The sequence below is a fragment of the Brevundimonas sp. UBA5713 genome (assembly GCF_002419815.1).
GTDB lineage: Bacteria > Pseudomonadota > Alphaproteobacteria > Caulobacterales > Caulobacteraceae > Brevundimonas.
In genome coordinates this window covers 91,891-117,808 of sequence record NZ_DIGV01000027.1, presented here as the reverse complement: position 1 = coordinate 117,808, position 25,918 = coordinate 91,891, and the positions used below count along the sequence as shown (strand labels likewise).

Here is a 25,918-nt window from a genome sequence, read left to right as displayed (position 1 = left end):
CAATGCGACAATCTTGTCCGCTTGGCGCATAGCTTGGCCACGCTAGAGTATCATCAGCGATAATTCAGCGATCTTTATTCGGAGACTTTTCATGTCCGTCAGAGCCTATGGGGCCACCGCCGCCCATCAGCCCGTCGAGCCGATCACCATCCCCCGACGCGATGTTGGCGAACATGATGTCCAGATCGAGATCGATTATTGCGGCATCTGCCACTCGGACCTGCACACCGTGCGCGGAGAATGGGGCGAGGTCCGCTTTCCCTGCGTCCCCGGCCACGAAATCGTCGGCCGCGTATCCAAGGTCGGCTCGGCTGTCTCGCGCTTTAAAGAGGGCGATGTCGTCGGCGTGGGCTGTATGGTCGACAGCTGCCAGCACTGCCACCCCTGTGAAGAGGGGCTGGAGCAGTACTGCGAAAACGGCATGACCGGCACCTATGACAGCAAGACGCCAGATGCCCCGGGCCACACTCTGGGCGGCTATTCCCAGCGCATCGTGGTCAAGGACAGCTTTGTGCTGAAGATCACCCACGACGCTTCGCAACTGGCTGCCGTGGCCCCGCTGCTGTGCGCGGGCATCACCACTTGGTCGCCGCTGCGCCACTGGAACGTCGGTCCGGGCAAGAAGGTCGGCGTCGTCGGCATCGGCGGCCTTGGCCACATGGGTGTGAAGCTGGCCCATGCTCTGGGCGCGCATGTGGTGGCCTTCACCACGTCTGAGTCCAAGCGTCAGGCCGCGCTGGATCTGGGGGCCGACGAGGTCGTCATCTCCAAGGACAAGGACCAGATGAAGGCCCATGGCCGCAGCTTCGACTTCATCCTGAACACCGTGGCCGCCAGCCACAATCTGGATGCCTTCACCAAGCTGCTGAAACTGGACGGTACCCTGTGTCTGGTCGGCGTGCCCGAACACGCCCACCCCTCGCCCAGCGTCGGCGTGCTGATCGGCGGTCGTCGCTCGATCGCGGGTTCTTTGATCGGCGGCATCAAGGAAACGCAGGAGATGCTCGATTTCTGCGCCGAGAAGGGCATCACTTCGGACATCGAACTGATCCGCGCCGACCAGATCGAAGAGGCCTATGAGCGTATGCTGAAGTCGGACGTGAAATACCGCTTCGTCATCGACAACAGCACCCTGTAAGCGCCAATCCCGCGCCCACAGAAAAGGCCCGCCGGATCATCTCCGGCGGGCCTCTTGGTTTTTGTCAGGCAACAGGGGCCTTAGAAATATTCCGCATTGGCCGGGCACTGGGCCGCGATGCGGCGGGCCGTGATGCTGGCAGGGATATAGGGCGTGCCACGCGACAGCTGGGCACCGCCGTTAAAGCGGAAGGATTCCTGCTGATAGGTACCGTTCAGACGCACATTGATGCGACGCCCCTTGCGGTCCTGACAGCTGCCTTCAAAGCGGGTGCGGCCATTGCCGACCTCGCGCACCGGATAGGTGCACTGCCATTTGCGGGTCGAAAGACCGCCAAAGAACCGGTTGATCTCGCTGGGACGCACACATTTCTGTTCGGTGTCACGCACCCCCAGAACACTGGTGGTGTATTCCCAATAGCCGGGCAGGACCTCGCTGCGAGCAGCCTGCGCCTGCGGGGCCGAGGCCGGTGCGGCCAACAGCACAGCGCCCGCCACCAGCGGCAGTGTCACAGCCGCAATTCGAAATCCCCTGGAGGGAGCAAGAGTAGCGGTTTTGATTTTTGAACGGCTCATCATAGGCTCCGCTATAGTGGTGACGGGTTGAACGGCGTGTGAACGGGTTCGATCCCTTATATTTATCGCCAGAATCCACTTTCGTCGCCGACTCCGGACCAGACTCGGCTTGACGCGAAGTGAGTCCTTCCTCTATACGGCCCCCTCTCGCGTGGGCCAAAAGCCTTACGCGCCACCTGTTTTCATGCGTCCGCAACGTTTGCGCGGATGTGACCTTGAGGATCTTAAGATGTCGCGTCGTTGCGAACTCACCGGTATCGGCCCGATGGTCGGCCACAATGTGAGCCACTCGAACATCAAGACCAAGCGTCGTTTCCTGCCGTCTCTGAAGACGGTCAAGGTAACCTCGGACGCTCTGGGCCAAACCTTCTCCCTGCGTATTTCGAACGCTGCCCTGCGCACGCTCGACTACAAGGGCGGTCTGGACGCCTTCATCGTGAAGGCTCGTGATGAGAAGCTCTCGGCTGCTGCCCTGCGCATCAAGCGTCAGGTCAAGGCCAAGCTGGCTGAACAAGCCGCTGCCTAATCAGCCCTGCTGATAAAAGTTCTGGAAAGGCCGCTGGAAACAGCGGCCTTTTTCTTTTGCGCGAGGGGCGGCTAGATAGCGGCCAAGCTGATCTACCGGAGCGCTGCTATGTCTGTCCGTTCGCCCCTTGCACGCCGCCTGATCGTTCCGGCGCTGGCGGCCCTGATGACGGCCAGCACGGGGGCACTGGCCCACGACACCAGCCCGCGCCGCCCCACCGCCTTTACCCTCACCAGCGGATCGGAGCGCACGCCCGAACAACAGGCGGTCAGATTCGATGCCGCCCGCTTGGCGTTCAACATCCGGCCCGCCAGCAAATCCATTCAGGCGCAGGCGGGTCTGGATTTCACCGCCACGGCACCCGTCTCTGCTATCGTGGTTGAGCTGGACACCCTCTACACCATCGACCAGATCGAGGTGGACGGCACCCCCATCGACAACTGGACCAATCCCGAAGGCCGCCTGACCATCCCCCTGCCCCACCCCCTGGCGCAGGGCGATAGTGTGGAGATCAACATCGCCTATGGCGGCATCCCCCATGTGGCCGAGCGCGCGCCATGGAATGGCGGCTTCGTCTGGTCCGAATCCGACGGCCAGCCGTGGATGGCCAGCGCGGTTCAGGGCGAAGGCTGCGACCTGATCTGGCCGTGCATCGACCACCCCATGGGCGAACCGGCCAAGCTGGATATGTTCATTACCGTGCCAGCGGGTCTATCGGCACCGGCCAATGGCCGTCTGGTGCAAAAGACCGAGCACAGCGATGGCAGCACCACCTGGCACTGGACCACGCGCGATCCGAACACCTATGCCATCACGCTCAATGTCGGCCCCTATCGCGAGATGTCGGCCACCTATAGCAGCCGCTATGGCAACGCCATTCCGCTACAGTTCTGGCCGCTGGCCAACGTACCGGAAGACAAGGCCAAGAGCCTGTTCGACCAACTGCCGTCGATGCTGGACTTCTTCGAGGAATGGGTCGGCCCCTATCCCTTTGCCGATGAAAAGGTCGGCGTAGTCGAGACCCCGCATCTGGGCATGGAGCACCAGACCATCAACGCCTATGGCAATGGCTATAAGCTGGATGGCAAGGGCTATGACTGGCTGATGCAGCACGAACTGGCCCACGAATGGTTCGGAAACCAGATGACCAATGTGTCGTGGGACGACATGTGGCTGCACGAAGGGTTCGGCACCTATATGCAACCGCTCTACGCCCGTTGGCTGAACGGCGAGCGCGCCATGCAGGCCGAACTGGAGACCATGCGTCGCACCATCACCAACCGCTTCCCGATGGTCTCGGGCCAGCCACAGGATGCGGCCACGGTCTATAAGGCCGAGACCGGCCCTGCGCTGGACCTCTATTACAAAGGCGCGCTGATCGCCCACACCCTGCGCCTTTATATGGGTGACGCAGCGTTCAAACAGTCGTTGCGCGAACTGGTCTATGGCACCCCTGACCCGCAACCCGGCCATATTACGACCCAGTACCGCACCACCGCCCACTACATCACCATCGTCAGTGCCCTGATGGCTAGGGACATGAGCTGGTTCTTCGACGCCTATCTCTATCAGGCCGACCTGCCGGAACTGGTGATGGAACGCGACGGCGATCAGGTGCGCCTGACGTGGGTAACACCCGCCAAACAGCCCTTCATCATGCCTGTCGAAATCGAGATCGACGGCACGATCTATACGATCGATATGAAGGACGGTTCAGCTATATTCTCGGCCCCTGCCAGCGCCCACATTCTTCTGGACCCGCAGTCGAAAATCCTGCGCCGCCTGCCCTATATGGAAGCGTGGAAGGCCGCCGCTAGAGGCTGAGATGGCGGGCCATCCGGTCCCGCAACCATTCCACCAGCGCCTCGACCCGCCCGTCAGAGGCACGCCCCGCAGGGCGCAGCATCACATACTGCGTCCCGTCAGGCGAAAAGCCGTGGGGGGCGATCAGCCGCCCCTGCTCCAGCGCCGTCGCCACCATATGCACCGAGGCCATGGCCACTCCCTGCCCCGCCAGCGCGGCCTGAAGCGTCAAGTAGAAGTGCTGATACTGGATGTCGGCCCCGCTGAAGCGCGCCTTGTGGCCGCGCGTCCAAGCCTTCCACGCGTCGGGGCGGGTGCGGCTGTGCAGGCNNCAGGCGCGGCAGGTCCGACAGCGCGGCATCGGCCAGGGAGGGCGCAATCACCGGCCCCATCCGCTCTTCAACCAGCGGCAAGGCCTCTACGCCTGCGGGCAGTGGAAAGTCCTGACGACGCAGCGCCAGATCAAACCCCTGCGCCACAAAATCCACAGGACCGCCCGCCGCCAGCACGCGCACCGCGATCCCCGTCTCCTGTTCCAGATCGACCATGGCGGGGATCAGAAAACGCAGACACAGGGTCGGCTCGCACGACAGGATCAGCGGCTGGGGTCCCGCATCCAGCGCATGAAACTCGCTCATCGTCTGGGCCAGACCGCCGAAAAGCGGCCCCAGCTTTTCGGCCAGCCAAGCCCCTTTTGGCGTCAGATGCAGGCCGCGATTGCGCCGCTCGAACAGCGCCTCGCCCAGTTCATCCTCCAGCCCGCGCACCTGTTTGGACAGCGCCCCGTGCGTGACGTTCAGTTCTGACGCCGCCGCCACCAGGGAGCCCTGCCGCGCCACGGCTTCGAACGCCCGCAAACTGCCCAAGGCCGGAAGCCGCGCCCGATCCATACCAAACCCCATGTGTGAACATTACTCACATATTAGCGGTATGAATTTCGATTTTAAAGCGTCAGCACTGCGATGAATGTGAGAGCGGTTTCAATATCGGGGTTCACATGGAAACGTTCGCACTGTTTCTCGGCGTTGTGGTTCTGGCGGTGATCAGCCCCGGAGCCGATTTCGCCATGGTCTCGCGTACCAGCGCCGTAAGCGGGCGAACGGCGGGGCTCATGACGGCACTGGGCGTGGCGACGGCGTGCTGGTTCCATATCACCTACGCCATTTTCGGCTTGGAACTCATCACCCGCTGGCTGCCCGGATTTCTGGACGGCGTGCGACTGATCGGCGTGGCCTATCTCATCTATTTGGGGGCGAGCATGGCGTGGCCCCGCCCCCGCGCCGCCCAAGCCGAGCCAGTAGCCGACACCGGCTCAACGGGACGACATTTCCTGCTGGGCCTGTTCACCAATGCCCTGAATCCCAAGACGGCGATCTTCGTCATCAGCCTTTATGCCCAAGTCATCGGGCACAGCACCGGCATGCTGACCAAGCTGGGCTATGGTGCCATCATCTCGGCGGTCCACCTCATGTGGTTCGCCTTGGTGGCCATCTTTCTGTCCCGCGACACCGTCCGCCAGTTCGTGGCGCGCCATCGGCCTGTCGTGGACACCATTATCGGCCTGCTATTGATCGCACTTGGCGTGGCCTTGTTGTTCTATAAAATCGATTAGACTGGCAGCGCTTTACCATCGACGGCTGTCGCTTCAGTCTGGGGCACAACCAAAAGCGATAGGGAGCCCGCCATGCGCCGTCTGTCCGGTCTGATGACCAGCCTTGTTCTGATGACCAGCGCAGTCAGCCTGTCCGTGCCCGCCATGGCGCAGGACGCCGCCGCGCTGCCGCCGTTGGAAAAGCCCTCTCAGGTCCTGTTCTGGACGCCGCAGCAGCGCGAGGCGGGCTTTCGCGCCATGGACCAGATTGTACCACACCGCGTCATCCGTCGCGGCCCCACGGTGCATGAACTGGCGCAAGGCACTCCGCTGAATCTCGACGTGGCGGCCTTTATGGACAGCGAAAAGACCGCTGGCCTCTTGGTGCTTCAGGACGGCAAGATCAGGCTGGAACGCTATGGTTTGGGTTTTGGTCCCGAGGGGCGCTGGACCTCCTTCTCGGTCGCCAAATCCATCACCTCTACGCTGGTGGGCGCGGCCATTCAGGACGGCCATATCGAAAGTCTCGACACCCCCATCGTGCGCTACCTGCCCGAACTGGCCGATAGCGCCTATGACGGGGTCAGCGTGCGCCAACTGCTGACCATGACCTCGGGCGTTGACTGGAACGAGGACTATACCGACCCGCAATCGGACGTGGCCCGCTTCTTCGAGCCGCACGAGACAAACGGCATGGACCCGACCCTTCACTATATGCGGCAGCTGAAGCGGGCCGCCGAGCCGGGCACCCGCTGGCACTATAGCACCGGCGAGACCAATCTGATCGGCGTGCTGGTCGCCCGCGCCACGGGTAAACCGCTGGCCGACTATCTGTCCGAAAAGCTCTGGGCTCCCTACGGCATGGAGCAGGACGGCGGCTGGATGATCGATGAAAACGGTCAGGAAGCTAGTGGCTGCTGCGTCATGGCCAGTCTAAAGGACTGGGGCCGCGTGGGTCAGTTCATTCTCGACGGCGCACAGGTAAACGGCCAGCCCGTCGTGCCCGCCGACTATCTGGCGCAGGCCACCACCGCACAGGCCCAGACGGGCGAGCCGGGCATCGGCTATGGCTTCCAGTGGTGGACCCTTCCTCGAGGGCGCTTCGGCGCACAGGGCATTTTCGGTCAGTCGATCACCATTGATCGCGAACGCAAACTGGTGGTGGTCATCCTGTCGGCATGGCCCACCGCCACCGGACGCTCACCCGCCCGCACGGCCTTGATCGAGCAGATCATAGAGGCGGTGGACGTCCAGCCCATGTGATCGAACTATACCGCAACCCCTAATTGAGATAACATCGGTATATCAATTAGGGAGCGAGAGCGGTTTGGTATGAAACATCTGATGTTTGGACTGGCGCTGAGTGTTTTCGTCGTGGCACCCGCCGTGGCCCAAGACGCACCACAGGCTGTGACAGCTCAAGGCACCAGCGTCTTCATTGGACGAAATACGCCGCAGGCCATGTACGGCACCTATCTGTATGAAAAACGCGGTGAGCCAACGATCGAACTGCGCGCAGACGGCACAGGCCATTTCCAACCGCACGGCGTTCCCGCCATTCCCATCCGTTATTTCATTCAAACCGACGAGACCGGAGAGCCCATTATCCAGCGCGGTCAAGTTGACGCCAGCTATATGCATATTCTGGTGGTACAGTACGGCCCCGGCGGCGGCGGCAACTATCCGCAGGACAGCTATGACCGCTTCAACTGGATCTGGGACGCCTCCACCGGCTGCGCCGTGATCCTCGGCGAACGGTTCAAATGCTAGAGCCCTAAGCCTCCAGCGCGACATCCCAGTAAAGGTAATCGATCCACGTCTTGTGCAGGGTCTGCGGGGGGAAGCGGCGTCCGGCCTGTTGGAGTTGCCATGCGCTGGGGCGTTCGACCTTGCGGCGCAGGGGCATTCCGGCTTGCAGCGGGGTGCGGCCGCCCTTGCGTAGATTGCACGGGCCGCAGGCGGTGACGATATTCTTCCACGACGTCACCCCGCCCTGAGAGCGCGGCAGCACATGGTCGAACGTCAGGTCCTGTGACGTGCCCTGCTCGCCGCAATACTGACAGCGAAAGCCGTCGCGCAGGAACAGGTTGAAGCGGGTAAAGGCGGGGCTGCGGTCCTGATCCACATAGGATTTCAGGCACACCACGCTGGGTAGCTGTATCTCCATGGAGGGGCTGCGCACCACGCGGTCATAGGTGGCAATGACATCCACGCGGTCCTGCCAGACCGCCTTGATCACCTCTTCCCACGGCCATAGCGACAGCGGGAAGTAGGACAAGGGGCGATAGTCGGCATTCAGCACAAGAGCCGGAAAGCCTGAGGGCGTACCTGTCAGAACCTGCATCACGCAGGCCCCCGGTGGTGCCAGAATATCGACGCTACAGGACTGAAGACACGTCTCCTTCCTTGATCAGGACGGAGAAAGGTTAACCCTGATTCTTCGACAGCACCACGACCTAAAGATCACAGTTCTTTAATGGTGCCGCTTGTCAAAAACGCTGTGGCGCACTGGGAAAGGCTGGCAGGCTCCAGCCCTTCAGAATGGCACCGGCGCGCAGGGCCAGCCCCACCGTCACAGCCGCCGCCACAGCAGGCCAGGTGGGTACCGTCATGGCCTTCAGGCCCACGAACACCGCGCCGGACGCCAGAGCCGCCGAAATATAAAGCTCGCGTCGCAGCAGGATGGATGGCTGGTGCGCCAGCACATCGCGCACGATGCCGCCGAAACACGCCGTCAACACACCCATCACCACGCAGATCAAAGGTGCCACACCATAGCTGGCCGCCTTGGCCGCGCCCATCACGCCATAAGCCGCCAGACCGATAGCATCCAGCCACATCAGGGCGCGGAAGCGCCACGTACGCGGTCCGATCACCCACACCGCTGCCGCCGCCAGCAGGCACACCGCCAGATAGCGCCAGTCCGCCACCCAGAATACCGGTGCCCCGATCAACAGATCGCGCACCGTGCCGCCGCCCACACCCGTCAACGCGGCAAAGAAGCCGAAGGTGACCACATCCTGTTTCTGATAGGCCGCCGCCAGCGCACCCGTGGCGGCAAACACAGCCACGCCGGCGAAATCCAGCAGGGGCAAAACATTTTCGGGACGGGCCAGCTCGGCAGTCGTGCTCAGGGGTGTCACATCAATCCTCCAGCGCGATGTCGCCGCGCTTTACGGCTCCATACCATCCCCAGAGCATTTGCGCCGCAACAGAGCGCCACGGTCGCCAAAGGTCTGCCCGTGCATAAAAGGCCTTTTCTTTCAACCGCGTGTCATCACCTGCGGCCCAGCGCCACGCCTCCTGCAGGGCCACATCGCCCGCCGGAAACACATCCACCCGCCCCTCGCAGAACATCAGAAAGGTCTCTGCCGTCCAGCGGCCCACGCCCTTGATGGCCGTCAGGGCCGCGATCGCCTCGTCGTCTGAAAGCCGTTCCAGATGATCGAGGTCGATCAGACCGTCGATGTGGGCGCGGGCGATCGCGTGGCCATAGCGCGCCTTTTGTCCCGACAGGCCCAACGACCTTAGAGCCTCGATATCGCGTGCCAGAACCGCCTGTGGCGTCACCTCGCCCAAGCCTTCGCACACCCGTTTCCATATGGCCGCGGCCGCCGCCACCGACACCTGCTGTTCGACGATCATGCGAAACAGCCCCTCATACCCGCCGGGCCGCAGTCGCCATTCCAGCGCGGGTGTTTGTGCATGCACGCGCGCCAGCACGGGATCGGCCCGCACCAAATCCTCCCTCGCCTGTCCCATGACGGCGCTCAGCGCTTCGGCTTTGGACATGCGAACCCTCCGCTCCACAGTCATCCGTCAAGGATGCTGGCAGTCCCGTCTTGTCGACAGGCGCGGGCGGCGCCATTAGCCTTTGGCCATGGACCGCCCCTTCGTCACCCGCTTTGCGCCCTCGCCAACCGGACGCCTGCACAAGGGGCACGCCTTCTCGGCGCTGACGGCCTATCAGGCCACCAAGGACGCCAATGGCCGTTTCATCCTGCGCATCGAGGACATCGACCCCACCCGCTGCCGCCCCGAATATGAGGACGGCATCTATGAGGACCTGCGCTGGCTGGGCCTTGACTGGGAAGAGCCGGTGCGGCGTCAGTCGGACCATCTTGCAGACTATGCCGCCGCTGTTGACGACCTTCGCCAGCGCGGGCTGGTCTATCGCTGCTTTCGCACGCGCAAGGAAATCCTCGACGGCATAGGCCATGCCCCGCATGGCAGCGCCGACGCCGTCCGCCCCGGCCCGCACAGCCCCGACGAAGAAGCCGAACTGCTGGCCAGCGGCAAAGCCTATGCGTGGCGTCTGTCACTGGACCGTGCCCATGAAGCACTGGGCGGCGCGGCATGGGAGGCCCTTTCGTTTTACGAAGAGGGTACCGGCCCTGACGGCGAAAGCGGTTGGGTCAAGGCCCGCCCGGAGACCGCAGGCGATGTGGTGCTGTCACGCAAGGATGCCGGTGCCGCCTATCATCTGGCGGCTGTCCACGACGATGCTCTACAGGGGATCAGCCACGTTATTCGCGGCGTTGATCTGTTCGAAGCCACGCACATCCAGCGCCTGATACAGACCCTGTTCGACTGGCCCGCGCCTGTCTATCGCCACCACCGCCTGATGACGGGGCCGGATGGCCGCCGCTATGCCAAGCGCGATGGATCGGTCACGCTGAAGTCTTTGCGTGAAAGCGGTACCACCGCCACCGACATCCGCGCCGAGGCCGGATTTGGCGCATAGAAAAACGCGGAAGGTTTGCACCTTCCGCGTTCCTCAAACCTTTTAGGTCCGGATAGACCTTAGAGGACTTTCAGCTCGATGGCTGCGGTCTTGCCGCGCTGGTTTTCCAGCTCGTATTCGACCTTGGCATTCTCATCGAGACCAGCCAAACCAGCCTTTTGAACAGCCGTGATGTGGACGAAAACGTCCGAACCGCCGCTGTCAGGTTGAATGAAGCCATAACCCTTGGTCGGGTTGAACCACTTGACCGTACCGGTCGCCATGTTGCGTCTCCGTAAACGCGCTTTTCCAGGCAGACCCCCTACAGGAGGCCCGACAGCCCATCTGGACAAGCTCGTTCAGAGAATGAGCGCAACGCGAGTTTGGACCCCACGCGATATCCGGACTGCGAGATAGTTGTCACTTGCCTTCCGCCTACGGTCAACTGAAATGATTCTGTTATTTTTAATGCTACGCCGCAGAAATGATTAACGTCCGCCGGACGTAGTCCATCCTTGGACAGCGCAAAACATCACACCGTTCGCTTTGCGCCACCGGTGCCCGTCGCATGGTTTAACAGTCGGGTGGACGCCGCTGGATTGCAGTGTCACCGTACGTCCTCCCCGTGGCACAGCCGGAGCCCCCATGTCCAAAGACTATGAAACCGAACTCGAGGCCTTGCAGGTCCAGATCGTGGAAACCCAGGCTTGGGCCATCGAAAAAGGGCTAAAGGTCGTCATCATCTTCGAGGGCCGCGACGCCGCCGGTAAGGACGGGGCGATCAAGCGACTGACCGAGAACATGGCCCCGCGCGTCACCCGCGTGGTGGCCCTGCCCAAGCCCACTGATCGTGAAACCACCCAGTGGTATTTCCAGCGTTATGTGCCGCACCTGCCCGCCGCGGGCGAGACCGTCATCTTCAACCGCTCATGGTACAACCGCGCCGGTGTCGAGCCGGTCATGGGCTTTTGTACGCCCCAGCAGCATCAGGCCTTTATGGAAGAGGTGGATGATTTCGAGCGCCTGCTCACCCATTCGGGCATCATCCTGATCAAGCTGTGGCTGGACATCAGCCGCGAAGAGCAGGCGCAGCGCCTGTCAGAGCGGTTGGTCGACCCCATCAAACGCTTCAAGGTGTCCCCCATGGACAAGGAGGCTCAGGATCGCTGGGACGCCTATTCCACGGCCCGCGACAAGATGCTGTCCCAGACCCATTATGATTACGCCCCGTGGACGGTCATCAAGACCGACAAGAAGAAGAAGGCGCGGCTGAACATCATCCGCCACATCCTTCATGTGCTGAACCGCCCCGGCCTGAAAGCCGATGCCCCCGATAAGGACATCGTCTTTGCAGGCGATAAGGCCAAGGGTCAGCTGAACCCCTAGGCCTTGGGTTCGGCAGTCGCATTCGATCCGGTCAGACCAGCAAGCACACTGCTGACCTGATCGGTCGGGCCGGTGCCGAGGGCTGCACTCTGGGCCAGTTTGGCTGCTCTCTCGCGCAGGGCTTCGATCTTTTGGGTGCGAGGATCGTCCTTCTGCATTTCTTCGGCCTGACGCACGCGCGCTTCCAGTTCGGCAACCAGTTCCTCGAACTGCTGGTTGTTCAGTTCCTCGCCCTGTTCAAAGCGGCTCATGGCCTCGTCCAGAGCGTCTTCCCACGCCTTGTTGTGAATCTCTGCGTTATCCATGGGTGGGCTCCTTTTCTTCAGACGGGGACCGCACGGCATACCGCCGCCGCCCCACCTCCAGATAAGCCGGACCTCGGCTCTAGGTTCCGCTCATCGCCATGCCGTTACAGCCTTGGCAACACAGACTTAACCCCTATGGCCCAGCTTGGATGACGTCGTTCTTCGTCGCACCGCAAGGAGATGCGTGGTGTCCACCGTCATGACCCAGAGCTACCGCCGCAGTCGGGACCATTTCCAGCCCGAGGACATGGATCCACAGGAGCAGCGGCGCATCCGTGGCCAGCTGGAACAGATCGACTATGCCGCCTATGTCGCCAACCGCGAGATCATCGGCCAGACGCTGGGCGAGATCAGCGCCGACGACTTTGGCAAAATGGCCGCCCGCACCGCACAGGCCCGCGCCCGCTGGGTGGCCGAAGGCCTGCGGCTCACCCACTCCGGCTCTCCGGCCACGCCCGATCAGGTGGTGCGACTGACCTCGGCACGCGTGGCCTATGAGGAACTGGCCGAAGCCTATGACGCCCTGCGCCGGATGGTGGAGCGCGGCTATGTCACCGCCCGCTTTGTGGCTGATCAGAACAGGCCGACCAGAAGCTGACGCAAGGGGTTGTCCGGATCGGACAGCAGCTTGGCCACCATGGCCAGACAGATGATCACCAGCAGCGGGCGGATCAAGCGGGGCCCGAAACGCATAGCCGCGTGCGAGCCCAGCCAGCCGCCAAACACCTGCCCTACCGCCATCAGCAGACCCACCAGCCACAGGACGTGACCGCCGACGGCAAATATGCCGACCGAGACGATATTGCTGGCAAAGTTCAGCGCCTTGGTGTGGGCCGTCGCCCGCGTCAGCCCCATGCCCAGCAAGGTCACCAGCGCCAGCGCAAAGAACGATCCCGTGCCCGGTCCGAAAAAGCCGTCATAAAAGCCGATGCCGCCTGCCACCGCGCCAAAGGCGAAGGGCGTCAGCCGCGCCTTCACATCCTCGTCGCTGGCCTTGGGGCCGAACAGAAAATAGAGCGCAATCGCCACCAACAGGACCGGCAACAGCACCATCAGCCATGCCGCATCCACAAAGGTGACGACGAACGATCCCGCCGCCGCGCCCAGAACCGTAAAGATCAGAGGCCATTTCAGCAGGCCGAAGTCGATACGCCCCTTGCGCCAGAAGGTATAGGTCGCCGCCGCCGTGCCGAAACTGCCCTGCACCTTATTGGTGGCGATGGCGGCAACGGGCGAGACTCCCGCCGCCAGCAGGGCGGGCACGGTGATCAGCCCGCCGCCACCGGCAATGGCGTCCACAAACCCTGCCGCGACGGCGGCAAAGAACAACAGCCCGATGATCTCGGGGGCCAAATCCAACACCTTATTCTCCCCCGACCCGTGGCCGCTTAGTCCAGTCGTTGAGGACGGGTCACAACGGGCGCATCCGGATCACTGGGCGGAGCCGAAGCTACCGTGGGCGGCGGACCGGACGGCTCGGCTGCGGGCGGCGTGACCGTCACGACCGGCGGGCTTTGGGGAGCGGATTGCGGCGCGGGTGACGGGGTCGCCTGAATTCCACTTGCCAGAGTTCCGTTTGCCTGAATTCCGCTCACCTGAGTTCCGCTTGCCTGCGGGCGAGGCGCAGGCTGCGCACGCGGCGCAGCGGACACCGGCCGCGGTGCGGTGGCTTGCGGTTGTAGAGCCAGTTCCGGATTACGGTGCGACACAGTGTCGGTCGCCGTGGAGGGCGGAGCCACCTGCGGGGCTTCGCCTTCGACAATCGGTTCAGGCAGGGCTGCGACCCCGCCGGTGGCACCTTCCATCACAGGCGCTTCCTCGATCGCAGGGCCTGCATCGACAACAGGCGCCGCGTCGGTCCCCGCGCCCCTCTGGGTCAGCACAAAGGCGCCAGCCGCCAAAGCCACCACGCCTGCTCCGACCAAGAGGACCAGCGGCAGCTTGCTGCGCGACGGCCGTGGCTCGGTCTGGGCTATCGTTTGCTCTGGCGTCTGAACGGCTGCTGCGCTCACGGTTTCCACCACCAGCGCTGCGGGCTCGGCGGAAACCTTGGTATCAGACAGGGCCGCCAGCTTGGGTGCCGTCTGTGTATCAGGGGCTTTAGCCTGAGGAAGCTCGACCGTCTCGATAGTCACTTGATCGGCCGCAGGCTGGGGCACGGGTTGGGGGGCGGGCTGGGGTCTGGCCAGACCGGCTCCCGGCACCAGTGAACCGCCAAGGAAGTTGGCGGGCCGCACCGGCGTCGAGGGTTGGGCTACCGCGGGCTTGGGTGCAGGGGTTTGTCCAGCAAGGGGCTGCGCCGGACGCGTCGCCACCGGAATATTACCCCCGCCCAGACCATTGGCGGTGCTGCCGCTAATGCGTGGTGCCGTCGGCTTGGGATACGGCGGCATGGCCATCAGACGGGCCATACCCTCGTCGCGCGGCAACGGGCCGGCGCGAAACACGGCCTGCGGCGGACGCCCCCAGGTGATCTGGCCACGACGAAACGGCTGTCCGGCAGCCGCATCATGGGTTGCGGGCGCAGTCGCAGGCGCTTGCGGCTCGGCCGGAGTGGCAGACGGGTTTTCCGAAGACTTGGGGCTATTCGACGACATAAACGCTCCAGCATCCGGCGACCGCCGGAAAGACCATCAACTCAAATCAGGCCCGCAACCTCGGGGGGCCATCGCCTGACACGCTGGCCCGTGAATGCGGCCAAGACGCGGCCAATATCATTACGGCTTGGCCACACCTCACGTCAGAGCCAGACGCGCCTTATATCAACGCTCGCTCAACAGCCCAAGACGAAGTGGAACGCGGATTCGGGCTAACTGATTGATTAAATATTCCAAGGCTCAGCAAGACTTGACCCTAGGTAGCCTAATAACTTTACGTTGCGTCACTGAAAACGACATCTGTAATGCGGTTTTGCGCAACAATGCGCCACTGCGGCTTTGCGGACGGTTGACCGCGCGGGTTTGGCCGTTCATCACAAAGAGAAAATTAAACATTGGGGAAAGGCGGCGCATCCATGGGTATGACGGCGAGTATCAAGCAGGAAGTTCGCTTTCTTGGAGGTCTGATCCGCCTCTTGCGCCGCATTAAGCCCATCCAGTTGGATAGTGATGTTCTTGTTTGCGACGATATCGAAGAGGCCGTCGACAAGTGGCCCGATAATATCTGCGTCGAGGACGAGACCCGCAAGCTGACCTATCGCGAGTTCGAAGCGCTCGCGAACCGTTATGCCAACTGGGCCAAGGGCCGTAATCTGAAGCGCGGCGACACCATCGCGCTGGTCATGCACAACCGCGTCGAATACGTCGCGGCTTGGTTCGGCTTCTCCAAGATCGGCGTGGCGACGGCCCTGATCAACAACAACCTGACCGGCGCAGCCCTCGGCCACTGCCTGAACATTTCGGGCGCGTTCAACGTCGTCTCGGACGAAGACTGCTGGCAGGCCGTCGAAGAAACCCGCACCCGTATCGAGCGCGATATCAACCTGTGGGTTCTGGGGCTGGGCGAAGAGAACGAAACCAACAGCCGCCGCGATTTCGACAGTGCCGTGCGCAGCGCCTCCTCGGTGCGTCCGGACCGTTCGGTCCGCAAGGGCCTGACCAACCGCGACACCGCCCTTTATATCTTCACTTCGGGCACCACCGGCCTGCCCAAGGCAGCGCGCATTCCGCATTCGCGTGCACGCACCTATATGCGCGCCTTCGCCGGCGGCACCGGTGCCACCTCCAAGGACACCCTGTTCAACGTCCTGCCGCTGTATCACTCCACCGGCGGTCTGGTCGGTGTGGGCTCGGTGCTGCTGAACGGGGGCCGCATGGTCACCCGTCGTCGCTTCTCCGCCTCGACCTTCTGGCCCGACGTCAAGGCCAGCGGCGCGACCATGTTCGTCTATATTGGCGAACTGTGTCGCTATCTGGTCAACTCGCCGGCCAACCCCGACGAGGCCTCGCACAAGCTGCGTCTGGCCTTCGGCAACGGCCTGCGTCCCGATGTGTGGGAAGAGTTCCAGAACCGCTTCAAAGTGCCCGTGATCCTCGAGTTCTATGGCTCGACCGAAGGGAACGTCTCGCTGTTCAACTTCGGCGGCAAGCCGGGGGCTATAGGCCGCGTGCCCGGCTATCTGAAGTCTCAACTGAACATCCGCATCATCGAACTGGACCCCGAAACGGGCGAGCCGGTGCGCGGCCCCAACGGCCTGTGCAAACTGGTCAAGACCGGCGAGACGGGCGAAGCCATCGGCGTGATCGGCAATACCATCCGTCAGGACTTCACCGGCTATGCCGACAAGGCCGCTACCCAGAAGAAAATCCTGACTGACGTCTTCAAAAAGGGCGACCGCTGGTTCCGTACCGGCGACCTGATGCGTCAGGACAAGGAAGGCTACATCTACTTTATGGACCGTCTGGGCGACACCTTCCGCTGGAAGGGTGAAAACGTCTCGACCGCCGAAGTGGAACAGCACCTGTCCGAAGCGCCGGGCGTGCAGGAAGTCATCGCCTATGGCGTCCATATCCCCGGTCAGGAAGGCCGCGCGGGCATGGTGGGTCTGGTGCTCGACAACGGTTTCGACGCCAAGAGCTTTGCAGAGGTCGCCGAGCGCGAACTGCCGCCCTATGCCCGCCCCTGCTTTATCCGCCTGCTGAAGTCGGCTGAAACCACCGGCACCTTCAAATACCGCAAGGTCGATCTGGTGGCCGATGGCTTCGATCCGGAAAAGGTCGACGGCCCGCTCTATGTCCGCGGTGGCCCCGACGGCTATCAACTGCTGACCGAGGACGTGCGCCAGAGCATTCTGAACGGCACCCTGCGCCTCTAAGGACTTACGGTTCCAGACAATCAAAAGGCGGCGAAGCCCAGCTTCGCCGCCTTTTCTTTTGCCTCCTTGTTCATCGCCGCCCCCTGCACCAAGGGATTGGCGTGAAACCTGACCTTAAGCATTAACCTTCACAGTAGGCGCTTCATCGGTCCCTCTTCAGAGCTGTCCCAGTCGCCTCATGTTCCAAATCATCGGCATTATCATGCTGTTCGCCATGGTGTTCGGCAGCTTCCTGCTGCACGGCGGCAAGATGGCAACCATTCTGTATTCGCTGCCCTATGAGCTGATGGCGATCTTCGGCGCGGGTATCGCAGCGTTTCTGATTTCCAACTCCATGACGGTGATCAAAGGTGCGCTGGGCGGCCTTGGCAAATCCTTCGCCGGACCGAAATGGAAGAAGCAGGATTATAAAGACCTGCTCAGCCTGCTGTTCCAACTGACCAAGACGATGAAGTCCAAGGGCGTCATCGCTCTGGAAAGCCACATCGAGAAGCCGGCTGAAAGCCCGATCTTCCAGAAATATCCGAAGATCCTGAAGGACCACTTCGCCGTAGACTTCATGTGCGACACCCTGCGCATGATGACCATGAACCTCGAAGACCCGCACCAGATCGAGGACGCCATGGAAAAGCAGCTGGAGAAGCATCACCACGAGGCGCTGGCCCCTGCCCATGCCCTGCAAACCCTTGCAGACGGGTTGCCCGCCCTTGGCATTGTGGCCGCCGTGCTGGGCATCATCAAAACCATGGGCTCCATCACCGAGCCGCCGGAAGTTCTGGGCGGTATGATCGGCGGCGCTCTGGTCGGTACCTTCCTCGGCGTGTTCCTCGCCTACGGCCTGGTCGGCCCGTTTGCCTCCCGCTTGAACGCCATCGTCGAGGAGGAAGGGGCCTTCTACAAGATCATCCAGTCGGTTCTGGTCGCCCACCTGCATGGCAATGCCGCACAAATCTCGGTGGAAATCGGTCGCGGCGACATCCCCTCGACGGCCCAGCCCAGCTTTGCAGAGATGGAAGAAGCTCTGGCCGCCGCTCCGTCGGAGTAAGGTGACGGATTCGACTCTTACGAATAGCTACGTTACTTCTTTCTATTGAAGGGCCGAGGGGGCGACCCTCGGCTCTTTCCAATTCGATCGCCTGTCAACTGACACCAACCGACCCATTGGGGGGATAGCTTATGAACATCCGTCGTCTGATGATCGCTGCCGCTGGCGTGAGCGCACTGGCCGTGGCCGCCTGCCAACCGGCTACCAACGAAGCTCCGGCAGAAACCGCCGCTGACAACGCCGAAGCCTCGGCCGAGCAAGCGACCGACGCCGCTGGCGACGCCGTTGAAGCTGCTGGCGATGCCGTCGCTGCCGCAGGGGACGCCACGGCTGCCAAGGCCGAAGAGGTCGCAGAAAAAGTCGAAGAGAAGACCTCTAACTAACGGACTTATAAGGAGATTTCGTATTTCCTCACCGTCCATCACGAACGCGTGAGAATTTTACTTGCGATTCTCCTCACGATCCCGTTATCTGTTGCTCAGCGAGGCATTTGGCCCCGCCTCAAACTTCTAAGGAAGACACACATGCGCATCGCCGCCCTGATCGCCGCTTCGGCCGCCGCTCTGGCTCTGGCCGCTTGCCAACCGGCTGCTACCGAAGCTCCGGCTGCTGAAGCTGAAGCCGCTGCTGCTGACGCTACCGCCGCTGCTGAAACCGCTGCTGACGCTGCTGGTGAAGCTGCTGAAGCTGCTGGTGAAGCCGCTGTTGCTGCTGACGCTGCTGCTACCGAAGCTGCTCCGGCTGCTGCTCCGGAAGCTGCTCCGGCTGCTCCGGCTGCCTAAGCCCAAGATTTCCATCTTGGATCGCGGGGCTTACGCTCTGTGATGGAGAAGGGGTCGTCCGAGGACGGCCCCTTTTTTCATGGCCGAAAGCGGTCTATCCCCGCGCCATGACTGACGACAACGCCTCTCCACAACTTGTCTGGGCCGACGATGGCTCGCCGCGCTCGGGCCGGTTTGGCGACGTCTACTTCTCGAAAGATGACGGGCTGGCAGAAACCCGCGCCGTGTTTCTGGGCGGTTGCGACATGCCCGCCGTCTGGCAGGACCGAACCCGTTTTACGGTCGGCGAGCTGGGCTTTGGCACCGGCCTCAACATTATTGCCCTGATCGATCTGTGGCGACAGCATCGACCGTCGCACGGTCAGCTGCACGTCTTTACCGTCGAAGGCTATCCCCTCACCCGCGAGGAGGCTGCCCGCGCCCTGGCCGCGTGGCCCGATGTGGCCGAAACCGCTGCCGCCTTGCTAGACCAGTGGCCGACCACGCGCCCCGGCTTTCACCGCATCGACCTGCCACAATGGGGCGTCACGCTCGACATCGCCGTGGGCGAGGTAGAATGGGCGCTGGCGCAATGGTCCGCACAGGCCGATGCGTGGTTCTTAGATGGCTTTTCGCCCGCATTGAACCCCGGCATGTGGTCCGATGAGATTATGGCCGCTGTCGCCGCCCGCTCCGCCCCCGGCTGCCATCTGGCCACCTTTACCGTCGCCGGTGCCGTGCGGCGCGCCCTTGCCTCCAATGGCTTCACCGTCGAGAAAAAGCCGGGCCACGGACGCAAACGCGAACGTCTGGAGGCCCGCATGGCGGGTGCCACTGTCGCCGTCGTACAGCCGCGCGTGGCCGTCATCGGTGCCGGAATCGCTGCCGCCAGCACCGTCCGCGCGCTCAAGGCGGCAGGCCTGAACCCCACCGTCATCGAAGCAGACCATGCCGGCGCAGGCGGCTCGGGATTTCCAGCCTCGCTGGTGACGCCGCGCATGGATGCCGGCGATGACTTTATCGCCGGTCTCTATGCCCAGTGTCTGGAACGCGCCGGACAACTATATGGTCAGATCGATGGGGCCATATTGTCACGCGGCGTCGTGCAGTTGGAGCATATGGCGCGCGATAATGCCCGCTTCGACAAGATCGCAGCCCAGCCCCTCTGGCCCGACAACACCATGCGCCGTCTGACGCCGTCCGAGGCTTCTGCCCTGATCGGTGAGCCGGTCCCCCACGGCGGCCTGCACATGCGGTCGGCCTTTGCCCTTTCACCGCGGCACGTACTGGCCGACTGGCTGGCCGACACCCCGATGATCACCGCCAAAGTCGCACGTCTGGAGCGCACTGTGGACGGCTGGGCCCTACGGGACGAAGACGAACAAATTATCATCCATGCCGATCACGTCGTAGTCGCCGCAGGTTGGGGCACCGCCACCCTGCTTCCCGATCTGGCGCTGTCGCCTGTGGCCGGACAGGCTGACTGGGCCGAGCAGGACGGTCCCAGCCCCACCGCCGTCGCATGGGGGGGATACAGCGTCCCTACCCCTCAGGGCCTGCTTTATGGGGCCACCCACGATCGCGGTGTAACAGACCCCTCCCCTAGCGATGCTGCATCCGACAAAAACCTGAACACCCTGTCGCAGACCCTGCCTGCGCGCGCCGCCGCCATCGCCGATGCCCCGCGCCATCGCCGCACAGCGGTTCGCGCCACTACGCCGGACCGTCTGCCACTGTGCGGGACTGCCCGCGAGGGCCTACACGTCCTGACCGGCATGGGATCGCGCGGCTTTTGCGCCTCCCCCCTACTGGGTGAACACATCGCCGCCCTTGTCTCGGGTGCCCCCTCGCCCCTGCCGTATGACTGGGCCACAAAACTGTCACCTAGGTTTTGAATATTACGGGTAGACGAGACAGTAATTTGAACCACTATGAGCTGTACGCCCTGATCAAGAGGTTCATATGGCACGCATCATCACTTACGGCACAGCAGCTCTGGCCATGGCTCTGGCATCGTGCGCATCGGATACATCGACCCAACTGGCCAGCACCGGCACCGACAATGTGCGCCAGTGCTTCCGACTGGAACAGGCCCGTTCTGTCACTTATGAGGCCGAAAGCGGTTTGAAGATCGACGCCGGTCTGGGCCGCACCTATCAGGCCGATGTCGAGGGCCCATGCCCCGATATCGCGCGCGTCAGCCAGTATGCTCTGATCGCCGAGGCCGGTCGCAATCGCGAAATCTGCGTGGGTGACACTGCTCTCGTTCAACCCAAAGAGCTGAACCAGACCACGGCCCCGTACGCCTGCCGTATCAAGGTCAATAGCGTCACCCGCTAATCGCTTTCCCACATGACAATGCCGCGCATATCCTCCCGCTTCACCCCGATCGCCCTGACCAGCCTGGCTTTGGCAGCGACGGCGGGAGGATGCGCGCCTACCCCTCCGACCTCTTCAAGCGTGGCCCCCGTGGCATCCGCACGTCCGTGCTTCAATGTGTCCCAGGTAAGAGGCTTTCAGGCGCGCGATCGCGACAGCGTCATCCTCGAAACGCGGCTCGGACAACATTATGTGGTCGAGACGGTGGGCCTGTGCATGGGTCTGGATTCCGCCATCGACCTTGGCATTCAATCCGATGTTCCGGGCCTGGATCGCCTTTGCGTAGGCGACCTTGCCCGCCTTGTCCTGCGCGATGCGGCGCCATCTCCTACGCCTTGCCGCGCCCGCGTGGTTGAAGTTATCGAGGCTGACCGCCCTGCCGCATCAACGCCCGCCGCATGGATGTAAACAAGGTCCGTCGTAGGCACCTTGCAGTTATACATCTTCGTAATGACGCGTTTGAAAGTTTGAGCGAAACCTCAAGGCAGAGTATGGATCAGCAAGTTTGCTGGTTGACGAAACACCGTTTCGCGTTCCCATACCTCCCCTAGGCCGCGCCGTTCGCGCCGCTCTTTCCTTTGAACCGTCCCGAATGATCCAATCGCGCCCCTCGCTTCGTCTTTCGCTTCTCGGTTTTGCTGCCCTCGCCCTGGCTGCGTGCGGTGGCTCCTCCGAAAAAGAAGCGGCCCCCACATCCACCACCACCGTCAGCGCCGTGACCACCACCGTGGCCACCCTGCCGCGCATCGTTGTCGCGTCCGGCACGGTCAGCGCTTGGGAAGAGGTACCCGTCGGTGCCGAAACCGGCGGCATGACGGCTACGGCCGTTCTGGTAGATGAAGGCTCCTATGTACGTCAGGGCCAGCCTCTGGTGCGCATGAACGATGCCCTGCTGCGTGCCCAGCTCAACCAGCAACGCGCCGCCGTCCAAACGGCAGAGGCCAATGCCTCGCGCGATGATGCGGCTCTGGCCCGCGCACAGGAACTGAAAGAGCGCGGTTTCCTGTCCCAGGCCTCGCTGGATCAGGCACTGGCCAACCAGCGCAGTTCGCAGGCCAATCTGGCCGCCGCGCGCGCAGGTTTGGCCGAGACCCAGACCCGTCTGGATCAAGCCGTCATCCGCGCCCCTGTCAGTGGCCAGATCATCAGCCGCAGCGTGACCAAGGGCCAGATCATCCAGCCGGGCACCGAGCTGTTCCGCATGGTGCGTGAAGGTCGCCTCGAACTGGACGCCCAGGTGCCGGAAACCGACCTTCCCGCCCTGCGCGCCGGTCAGACCGCCCGCATCACTTCCTCGCATGCCGAGCCGACCACCGGCACCATTCGCATCGTCACGCCCGAGGTGAACGCAGAGACCCGTCTGGGCGTGGCGCGCATCAGTCTGGCCCCCGGCGGCGGTCTGAAACCGGGTATGTTTGCCCGCGCCGAGATCGAGGCCGGTACCCGCGAGACCACCGTCGTACCAACCCCTGCCGTGCTTTACCGCGACAACAAGGCGGGCGTCTTCGTCATCGAGGCCGAGAACAAGGTGCGTTTCGCGCCCATCCGCGTGCTTATGCGTGACGATCAGAACTCGTCCGTCGAAGGTCTGGCCGAGGGCGTCCGCGTGGTGGTTCAAGGTGCCGGCTTCCTGAACACCGGCGACACCGTGACTGTGGCCCGCGCGGTGACCACCGCCTCGGCCACGGCCACGCCCGCGCCTGCGGCCCCTGCGCCCGCGGCTAAAAACTAGGGTCGCCCGTTCATGAACCAGATTTCGTCCTGGGCGATTAAAAACCCCATTCCCATCATCCTGCTGTTCCTGCTGCTGACCATCAGCGGCATGATCGGCTTTGCGTCCATGCGGATTAACAACAATCCGGATGTGGACTTCCCGCTGGTGAACGTCACGGCCGTACGACCGGGGGCTGCGCCTTCGGAAATGGAAGTGCAGGTCACGCGGGTGATCGAAGACTCGATCGCGGGCCTATCGGGAGTGCGCAACGTCTTTTCCAACATCGGCGATGGCGTCTCGACCACCCTGATCGAGTTCGAACTGGGCACTGATACCGAACGCGCCACCAATGACGTGCGCAACGCCATGAGCGGAGTGCGCGCCACCCTGCCGCAAGACATGCAGGAACCGACGGTCCAGCGCATCGACATCACCGGCGATGCCCTGATCACCTATGTGGTCCGCTCGCCGACGATGACGCCCGAACAGATTAGCTGGTTCATCGACAACGACATCTCCAAACGTCTTCTGGGCCTTGGCGGCGTCGGCGAGGTTAACCGCTCGGGCGGTGTGGATCGGGAAATCCGCGTGGAGCTGGACCCGCAACGGCTGGCTGCCTATGGCGTCACCGCCGCCCAGGTCAGTCAGGCCCTCACGGGGGTGAACAACAACCTGCCGGGCGGTCGCGTGACCGTGGCAGGGTCCGAGCGCGCCGTCCGCACCGTCGGCTCGGCCACGTCGCTGGAACAGCTGGCTGGCACTCTGGTGCCGCTTCAGGGCGGTCGCAGTGTGCGTCTGTCCGATCTGGGCGAGGTGGTCGACAAATGGTCCGAGCCGCGCCGTCTGGCCCGTTATAACGGCCAGGAAGCGGTGACTTTCAACTTCCTTCGCTCGCGCGAGGCTTCCGAGGTCAAGGTTTCCGAGCGCGTGCGCGAAGAAATTGCGGCCGTTAACGAAGCCCGCGACGATCTGGTCATCGAGGAGGTCACCTCCTCGGTCCAGTACATCGAGGAATCCTATCTGGCCTCGCTGGAGGCCCTGATCCTCGGGGCCATTCTGGCCGTGGTGGTGGTGTTCATCTTCCTGCGGGACTGGCGTGCGACCTTCATCGCCGCCACCGCCATGCCGCTGTCGCTGATCCCGACCTTTGCGCTGCTGGCCCCCATGGACCAGTCGCTGAACGTGGTCACCCTGCTGGCCCTGTCACTGACCATCGGCATTTTGGTCGACGACGCCATTGTGGAGATCGAGAACATCGTCCGCCACATGCGCGACGGTAAACCGCCCTATGACGCCGCCTTCGAGGCCGCCGACGAGATCGGTCTGGCCGTCGTGGCCACCACAGGCACCATCATTGCCGTGTTCGCGCCGGTCGGCTTCATGCCGGGCATCATCGGCCAGTTCTTCAAGGCCTTTGCGCTGGCGGCCTGTATCTCGGTCTTCTTCTCGCTGGTGGTGGCGCGCACGCTTACCCCGCTGATGGCCGCCTACTTGCTCAAGCACACCAAACACGAGGACAAGGATCCGGGCTGGATGCCGGGCTATCTGCGCGCGCTGAAATGGTGCCTTGGCCATCGCTGGCTGGTATTCATTGCCGGTGCCGTCTTCCTCGTCGGCTCTTTCGTGACCGCAGGCGTCACCAAGATGTCGTTCGAGTTTATGTCGCCCGCCGATCAGGCCCGCGCGTCATTTCAGGTGGAGTTGCCGCCCGGCTCGACCCTGCGCCAAACCGACGCTGTTGTGCAGCAGGTGACCCAGATCCTGAACGGTCGCTCAGAAGTCGTGTCTGTTTACGCAGCCATCGGGGGTCAGGACGTCAACCAGGCCAATGTGTTTGCCGACATGGTGCCCAAGGGTGATCGCGACCTGTCACAGCAGGACTTCCAGCGCGTCATGGTCGACGAGCTGAAGACCATTCCGGGTGCCCGCATCCGCGCCGGCATCGCCCAACAGGGCGGTGGCCCGGGCGACGGCACGACCTATGAGTTCGCTCTTCTGGGTGATGACCCTGTGAAGCTGGAACAGGCCGCCCGCGCGGTCGAGGCCGAGATGAAACAGGTTCAGGGGCTGGCCAATGTGGTCAACACCTCGGCCATCGCCCGTCCGGAGATTGTGGTTACACCTCGCCCTGACGAAGCGGCCCTGCTGGGCGTGTCGGCCAGTGCCATATCGCAAGCTGTCCGTGTCGCCACCATCGGCGACGTCGACCAGAACCTGCCGAAGTATAATCTGGGCGACCGCCAGATCCCGATCCGCCTGCAACTGACCGAAGATGCACGCGAGGACCTCTCGGTCATCCAGAACCTGCGCGTTCCGACCGCTTCGGGAGCGACTGTGCCGCTCAGCGCCGTGGCCAATGTGGAGTTCGGTGCCGGTCCGGCCAGCGTCACGCGCCGTGACCGCGCCCGACTGGTCTCCATCCGCGCAGAACTGAACGGCATTACCACCGGTGCTGCCGCGCAGGCTGTGCGCGCCCTGCCCTCGGTGCAAAACCTGCCCGATGGCGTACGTCAGGTGGCCGCAGGCGATGAAGAGTTCATTCAGGAAATGCTGATCGGCTTCGGCATCGCCTTCCTCAGCGGGATTTTGCTGATGTATGCGGTGCTGACCCTTTTGTTCAAATCCTTCGCCTATCCAGTCACCATTATGGCGGCGCTGCCGCTGGCGATTGGCGGGGCCATTCTGGGTCTGATCATCATGGGCAAGACCTTCTCGATGTCGGCCCTGATCGGGGTTCTGATGCTCATGGGTATCGCCGCCAAGAACTCGATCCTGCTGGTGGACTACATCATTATGGCCGAGGCAGAGGGCATGTCGCGCTATGAGGCGATTATGGATGCGGCCCACAAACGGGCCCGCCCCATCTTGATGACCACCTTCGCCATGGGAGCGGGCATGGTGCCGATCGCCATGGGCATCGGCGCGGACGTCGAGTTCCGTTCCCCCATGGCTATCGCCGTGCTGGGGGGATTGATTTCGTCCACCTTCCTGTCGCTGCTCTACATACCGGCAGTGTTCACTATCGTCGACGATGTGGCCCTGTTCTTCCGTCGCCTGCTGGGCAAGACCTTTGCCAGCCAGAAGCACCACGCTGACGGCACCACGCCCAGCAAATACTAATCCTGATAGATCAGGTATTTTGGCCCCCGGCGTCCGCGT

At 62.8% G+C, this 25,918-nt stretch carries 27 protein-coding genes and 1 pseudogene; 18 read left to right on the top strand and 10 right to left on the bottom strand.

Annotated elements, in window-relative coordinates:
- Nucleotides 1-91: 91 nt before the first annotated feature.
- Nucleotides 92-1,138, top strand: a complete 1,047-nt coding sequence (locus tag B3B04_RS06810; RefSeq protein ID WP_292041294.1) for an NAD(P)-dependent alcohol dehydrogenase — start codon at nt 92-94, stop codon at nt 1,136-1,138.
- A gap of 80 nt (nt 1,139-1,218) precedes the next feature.
- Here the strand turns inward: B3B04_RS06810 and B3B04_RS06805 are convergent, their stop codons facing one another.
- Entirely contained in the window at nt 1,219-1,650 is a 432-nt protein-coding gene (locus tag B3B04_RS06805; RefSeq protein WP_292041293.1) for a DUF3617 domain-containing protein, read from the bottom strand.
- A 292-nt stretch (nt 1,651-1,942) separates the two neighbouring features.
- On the opposite strand from B3B04_RS06805, the gene rpmB reads away from it, so the two are divergent.
- Together rpmB and B3B04_RS06795 are read left to right on the top strand one after the other, a co-directional pair.
- Nucleotides 1,943-2,239: a 50S ribosomal protein L28 gene (gene rpmB, locus B3B04_RS06800; protein WP_292041291.1), complete on the top strand. Its 297-nt coding sequence runs from the start codon at nt 1,943-1,945 to the stop codon at nt 2,237-2,239.
- A gap of 108 nt (nt 2,240-2,347) precedes the next feature.
- A complete protein-coding gene (locus tag B3B04_RS06795) occupies nt 2,348-4,063 on the top strand; it encodes a M1 family metallopeptidase (RefSeq protein ID WP_292041289.1) in 1,716 nt (571 codons plus the stop codon).
- Here B3B04_RS06795 and B3B04_RS14655 read toward each other — a convergent pair.
- On the bottom strand, nt 4,053-4,403 hold the full coding sequence (locus tag B3B04_RS14655) for a LysR substrate-binding domain-containing protein (RefSeq protein ID WP_414632064.1): 351 nt from the start codon (nt 4,401-4,403) through the stop codon (nt 4,053-4,055). The genes B3B04_RS06795 and B3B04_RS14655 overlap by 11 nt on opposite strands.
- Nucleotides 4,404-4,743: 340 nt before the next feature.
- A pseudogene (locus B3B04_RS14650) lies at nt 4,744-4,932 on the bottom strand (LysR family transcriptional regulator); the annotation flags it as partial.
- 107 nt (nt 4,933-5,039) lie between these two features.
- Between B3B04_RS14650 and B3B04_RS06785 the strand changes: the two are divergent.
- The 3 genes from B3B04_RS06785 (at nt 5,040) to B3B04_RS06775 (ending at nt 7,403) form a co-directional block, all read left to right on the top strand.
- Complete coding sequence (locus B3B04_RS06785; protein ID WP_292041285.1) at nt 5,040-5,654, top strand: LysE family translocator; 615 nt, start codon at nt 5,040-5,042, stop codon at nt 5,652-5,654.
- 72 nt (nt 5,655-5,726) lie between these two features.
- Entirely contained in the window at nt 5,727-6,896 is a 1,170-nt protein-coding gene (locus B3B04_RS06780; protein WP_292041283.1) for a serine hydrolase domain-containing protein, read from the top strand.
- A 69-nt stretch (nt 6,897-6,965) separates the two neighbouring features.
- The gene (locus B3B04_RS06775; RefSeq protein ID WP_292041281.1) at nt 6,966-7,403 is read left to right on the top strand and encodes a hypothetical protein; all 438 of its coding nucleotides are present in this window, start codon (nt 6,966-6,968) and stop codon (nt 7,401-7,403) included.
- A 4-nt stretch (nt 7,404-7,407) separates the two neighbouring features.
- Here B3B04_RS06775 and B3B04_RS06770 read toward each other — a convergent pair whose 3' ends face one another.
- The 3 genes from B3B04_RS06770 to B3B04_RS06760 all read right to left on the bottom strand — a co-directional run bounded on the left by B3B04_RS06770 (nt 7,408) and on the right by B3B04_RS06760 (nt 9,425).
- The gene (locus B3B04_RS06770) at nt 7,408-7,977 is read right to left on the bottom strand and encodes an HNH endonuclease (RefSeq protein ID WP_292041279.1); all 570 of its coding nucleotides are present in this window, start codon (nt 7,975-7,977) and stop codon (nt 7,408-7,410) included.
- 145 nt (nt 7,978-8,122) lie between these two features.
- A complete protein-coding gene (locus B3B04_RS06765; protein WP_292041278.1) occupies nt 8,123-8,776 on the bottom strand; it encodes a trimeric intracellular cation channel family protein in 654 nt (217 codons plus the stop codon).
- Between the two features lies 1 nt (nt 8,777).
- Entirely contained in the window at nt 8,778-9,425 is a 648-nt protein-coding gene (locus B3B04_RS06760; protein WP_292041276.1) for a DNA-3-methyladenine glycosylase family protein, read from the bottom strand.
- An 88-nt stretch (nt 9,426-9,513) separates the two neighbouring features.
- Between B3B04_RS06760 and gluQRS the strand changes: the two genes are divergently transcribed.
- The gene (gene gluQRS / locus B3B04_RS06755) at nt 9,514-10,377 is read left to right on the top strand and encodes a tRNA glutamyl-Q(34) synthetase GluQRS (RefSeq protein WP_292041273.1); all 864 of its coding nucleotides are present in this window, start codon (nt 9,514-9,516) and stop codon (nt 10,375-10,377) included.
- A gap of 59 nt (nt 10,378-10,436) precedes the next feature.
- Here gluQRS and B3B04_RS06750 read toward each other — a convergent pair whose 3' ends face one another.
- A complete protein-coding gene (locus tag B3B04_RS06750; RefSeq protein WP_292041271.1) occupies nt 10,437-10,640 on the bottom strand; it encodes a cold-shock protein in 204 nt (67 codons plus the stop codon).
- Between the two features lie 361 nt (nt 10,641-11,001).
- On the opposite strand from B3B04_RS06750, the gene ppk2 reads away from it, so the two are divergent.
- Nucleotides 11,002-11,742: a polyphosphate kinase 2 gene (gene ppk2, locus B3B04_RS06745; RefSeq protein ID WP_292041269.1), complete on the top strand. Its 741-nt coding sequence runs from the start codon at nt 11,002-11,004 to the stop codon at nt 11,740-11,742.
- Here ppk2 and B3B04_RS06740 read toward each other — a convergent pair.
- Nucleotides 11,739-12,047: a hypothetical protein gene (locus B3B04_RS06740; protein WP_292041268.1), complete on the bottom strand. Its 309-nt coding sequence runs from the start codon at nt 12,045-12,047 to the stop codon at nt 11,739-11,741. The genes ppk2 and B3B04_RS06740 overlap by 4 nt on opposite strands.
- A 187-nt stretch (nt 12,048-12,234) precedes the next feature.
- Here B3B04_RS06740 and B3B04_RS06735 point away from each other — a divergent pair, with 187 nt between their 5' ends.
- Nucleotides 12,235-12,645, top strand: a complete 411-nt coding sequence (locus B3B04_RS06735) for a hypothetical protein (protein WP_292041267.1) — start codon at nt 12,235-12,237, stop codon at nt 12,643-12,645.
- Here the strand turns inward: B3B04_RS06735 and B3B04_RS06730 are convergent.
- Together B3B04_RS06730 and B3B04_RS06725 are read right to left on the bottom strand one after the other, a co-directional pair.
- Complete coding sequence (locus B3B04_RS06730; protein WP_292041266.1) at nt 12,621-13,409, bottom strand: TSUP family transporter; 789 nt, start codon at nt 13,407-13,409, stop codon at nt 12,621-12,623. The genes B3B04_RS06735 and B3B04_RS06730 overlap by 25 nt on opposite strands.
- 26 nt (nt 13,410-13,435) lie before the next feature.
- Entirely contained in the window at nt 13,436-14,644 is a 1,209-nt protein-coding gene (locus tag B3B04_RS06725; RefSeq protein ID WP_292041264.1) for a hypothetical protein, read from the bottom strand.
- Nucleotides 14,645-15,060: 416 nt separating this feature from the next.
- On the opposite strand from B3B04_RS06725, the gene B3B04_RS06720 reads away from it, so the two are divergent.
- The 9 genes from B3B04_RS06720 (at nt 15,061) to B3B04_RS06680 (ending at nt 25,879) form a co-directional block, all read left to right on the top strand.
- Entirely contained in the window at nt 15,061-16,860 is a 1,800-nt protein-coding gene (locus B3B04_RS06720; RefSeq protein WP_409516043.1) for a long-chain-acyl-CoA synthetase, read from the top strand.
- A 178-nt stretch (nt 16,861-17,038) separates the two neighbouring features.
- A complete protein-coding gene (gene motA, locus B3B04_RS06715; protein ID WP_292041261.1) occupies nt 17,039-17,905 on the top strand; it encodes a flagellar motor stator protein MotA in 867 nt (288 codons plus the stop codon).
- A 131-nt stretch (nt 17,906-18,036) separates the two neighbouring features.
- A complete protein-coding gene (locus B3B04_RS06710; RefSeq protein ID WP_292041259.1) occupies nt 18,037-18,288 on the top strand; it encodes a hypothetical protein in 252 nt (83 codons plus the stop codon).
- A 141-nt stretch (nt 18,289-18,429) separates the two neighbouring features.
- Complete coding sequence (locus B3B04_RS06705; protein ID WP_292041257.1) at nt 18,430-18,687, top strand: hypothetical protein; 258 nt, start codon at nt 18,430-18,432, stop codon at nt 18,685-18,687.
- A 107-nt stretch (nt 18,688-18,794) separates the two neighbouring features.
- A complete protein-coding gene (gene mnmD / locus B3B04_RS06700) occupies nt 18,795-20,561 on the top strand; it encodes a tRNA (5-methylaminomethyl-2-thiouridine)(34)-methyltransferase MnmD (protein WP_292041255.1) in 1,767 nt (588 codons plus the stop codon).
- A 67-nt stretch (nt 20,562-20,628) separates the two neighbouring features.
- Nucleotides 20,629-21,006 (top strand): hypothetical protein, encoded by a 378-nt coding sequence (locus B3B04_RS06695; RefSeq protein ID WP_292041254.1) that lies wholly within the window; start codon nt 20,629-20,631, stop codon nt 21,004-21,006.
- Between the two features lie 12 nt (nt 21,007-21,018).
- A complete protein-coding gene (locus tag B3B04_RS06690) occupies nt 21,019-21,453 on the top strand; it encodes a DUF6491 family protein (protein WP_349679364.1) in 435 nt (144 codons plus the stop codon).
- Between the two features lie 184 nt (nt 21,454-21,637).
- Complete coding sequence (locus tag B3B04_RS06685) at nt 21,638-22,777, top strand: efflux RND transporter periplasmic adaptor subunit (RefSeq protein WP_292041252.1); 1,140 nt, start codon at nt 21,638-21,640, stop codon at nt 22,775-22,777.
- 12 nt (nt 22,778-22,789) lie between these two features.
- Nucleotides 22,790-25,879 carry an efflux RND transporter permease subunit gene (locus B3B04_RS06680; protein WP_292041250.1) on the top strand — a complete coding sequence of 1,030 codons (3,090 nt, stop codon included), beginning with the start codon at nt 22,790-22,792 and terminating at the stop codon, nt 25,877-25,879.
- Nucleotides 25,880-25,918: the final 39 nt, after the last annotated feature.

What these genes read in the sequence shown, in the direction of transcription:
- B3B04_RS06810 (WP_292041294.1), top strand. Translation starts at nt 92, where the DNA reads ATGTCCGTCAGAGCCTATGGGGCCACCGCCGCCCATCAGCCCGTCGAG.
- rpmB (WP_292041291.1), top strand. Translation starts at nt 1,943, where the DNA reads ATGTCGCGTCGTTGCGAACTCACCGGTATCGGCCCGATGGTCGGCCAC.
- B3B04_RS06795 (WP_292041289.1), top strand. Translation starts at nt 2,348, where the DNA reads ATGTCTGTCCGTTCGCCCCTTGCACGCCGCCTGATCGTTCCGGCGCTG.
- B3B04_RS06785 (WP_292041285.1), top strand. Translation starts at nt 5,040, where the DNA reads ATGGAAACGTTCGCACTGTTTCTCGGCGTTGTGGTTCTGGCGGTGATC.
- B3B04_RS06780 (WP_292041283.1), top strand. Translation starts at nt 5,727, where the DNA reads ATGCGCCGTCTGTCCGGTCTGATGACCAGCCTTGTTCTGATGACCAGC.
- B3B04_RS06775 (WP_292041281.1), top strand. Translation starts at nt 6,966, where the DNA reads ATGAAACATCTGATGTTTGGACTGGCGCTGAGTGTTTTCGTCGTGGCA.
- B3B04_RS06770 (WP_292041279.1), bottom strand. Translation starts at nt 7,977, where the DNA reads ATGCAGGTTCTGACAGGTACGCCCTCAGGCTTTCCGGCTCTTGTGCTG.
- B3B04_RS06760 (WP_292041276.1), bottom strand. Translation starts at nt 9,425, where the DNA reads ATGTCCAAAGCCGAAGCGCTGAGCGCCGTCATGGGACAGGCGAGGGAG.
- gluQRS (WP_292041273.1), top strand. Translation starts at nt 9,514, where the DNA reads ATGGACCGCCCCTTCGTCACCCGCTTTGCGCCCTCGCCAACCGGACGC.
- B3B04_RS06750 (WP_292041271.1), bottom strand. Translation starts at nt 10,640, where the DNA reads ATGGCGACCGGTACGGTCAAGTGGTTCAACCCGACCAAGGGTTATGGC.
- ppk2 (WP_292041269.1), top strand. Translation starts at nt 11,002, where the DNA reads ATGTCCAAAGACTATGAAACCGAACTCGAGGCCTTGCAGGTCCAGATC.
- B3B04_RS06740 (WP_292041268.1), bottom strand. Translation starts at nt 12,047, where the DNA reads ATGGATAACGCAGAGATTCACAACAAGGCGTGGGAAGACGCTCTGGAC.
- B3B04_RS06725 (WP_292041264.1), bottom strand. Translation starts at nt 14,644, where the DNA reads ATGTCGTCGAATAGCCCCAAGTCTTCGGAAAACCCGTCTGCCACTCCG.
- B3B04_RS06720 (WP_409516043.1), top strand. Translation starts at nt 15,061, where the DNA reads ATGGGTATGACGGCGAGTATCAAGCAGGAAGTTCGCTTTCTTGGAGGT.
- motA (WP_292041261.1), top strand. Translation starts at nt 17,039, where the DNA reads ATGTTCCAAATCATCGGCATTATCATGCTGTTCGCCATGGTGTTCGGC.
- B3B04_RS06710 (WP_292041259.1), top strand. Translation starts at nt 18,037, where the DNA reads ATGAACATCCGTCGTCTGATGATCGCTGCCGCTGGCGTGAGCGCACTG.
- B3B04_RS06705 (WP_292041257.1), top strand. Translation starts at nt 18,430, where the DNA reads ATGCGCATCGCCGCCCTGATCGCCGCTTCGGCCGCCGCTCTGGCTCTG.
- mnmD (WP_292041255.1), top strand. Translation starts at nt 18,795, where the DNA reads ATGACTGACGACAACGCCTCTCCACAACTTGTCTGGGCCGACGATGGC.
- B3B04_RS06695 (WP_292041254.1), top strand. Translation starts at nt 20,629, where the DNA reads ATGGCACGCATCATCACTTACGGCACAGCAGCTCTGGCCATGGCTCTG.
- B3B04_RS06690 (WP_349679364.1), top strand. Translation starts at nt 21,019, where the DNA reads ATGACAATGCCGCGCATATCCTCCCGCTTCACCCCGATCGCCCTGACC.
- B3B04_RS06685 (WP_292041252.1), top strand. Translation starts at nt 21,638, where the DNA reads ATGATCCAATCGCGCCCCTCGCTTCGTCTTTCGCTTCTCGGTTTTGCT.
- B3B04_RS06680 (WP_292041250.1), top strand. Translation starts at nt 22,790, where the DNA reads ATGAACCAGATTTCGTCCTGGGCGATTAAAAACCCCATTCCCATCATC.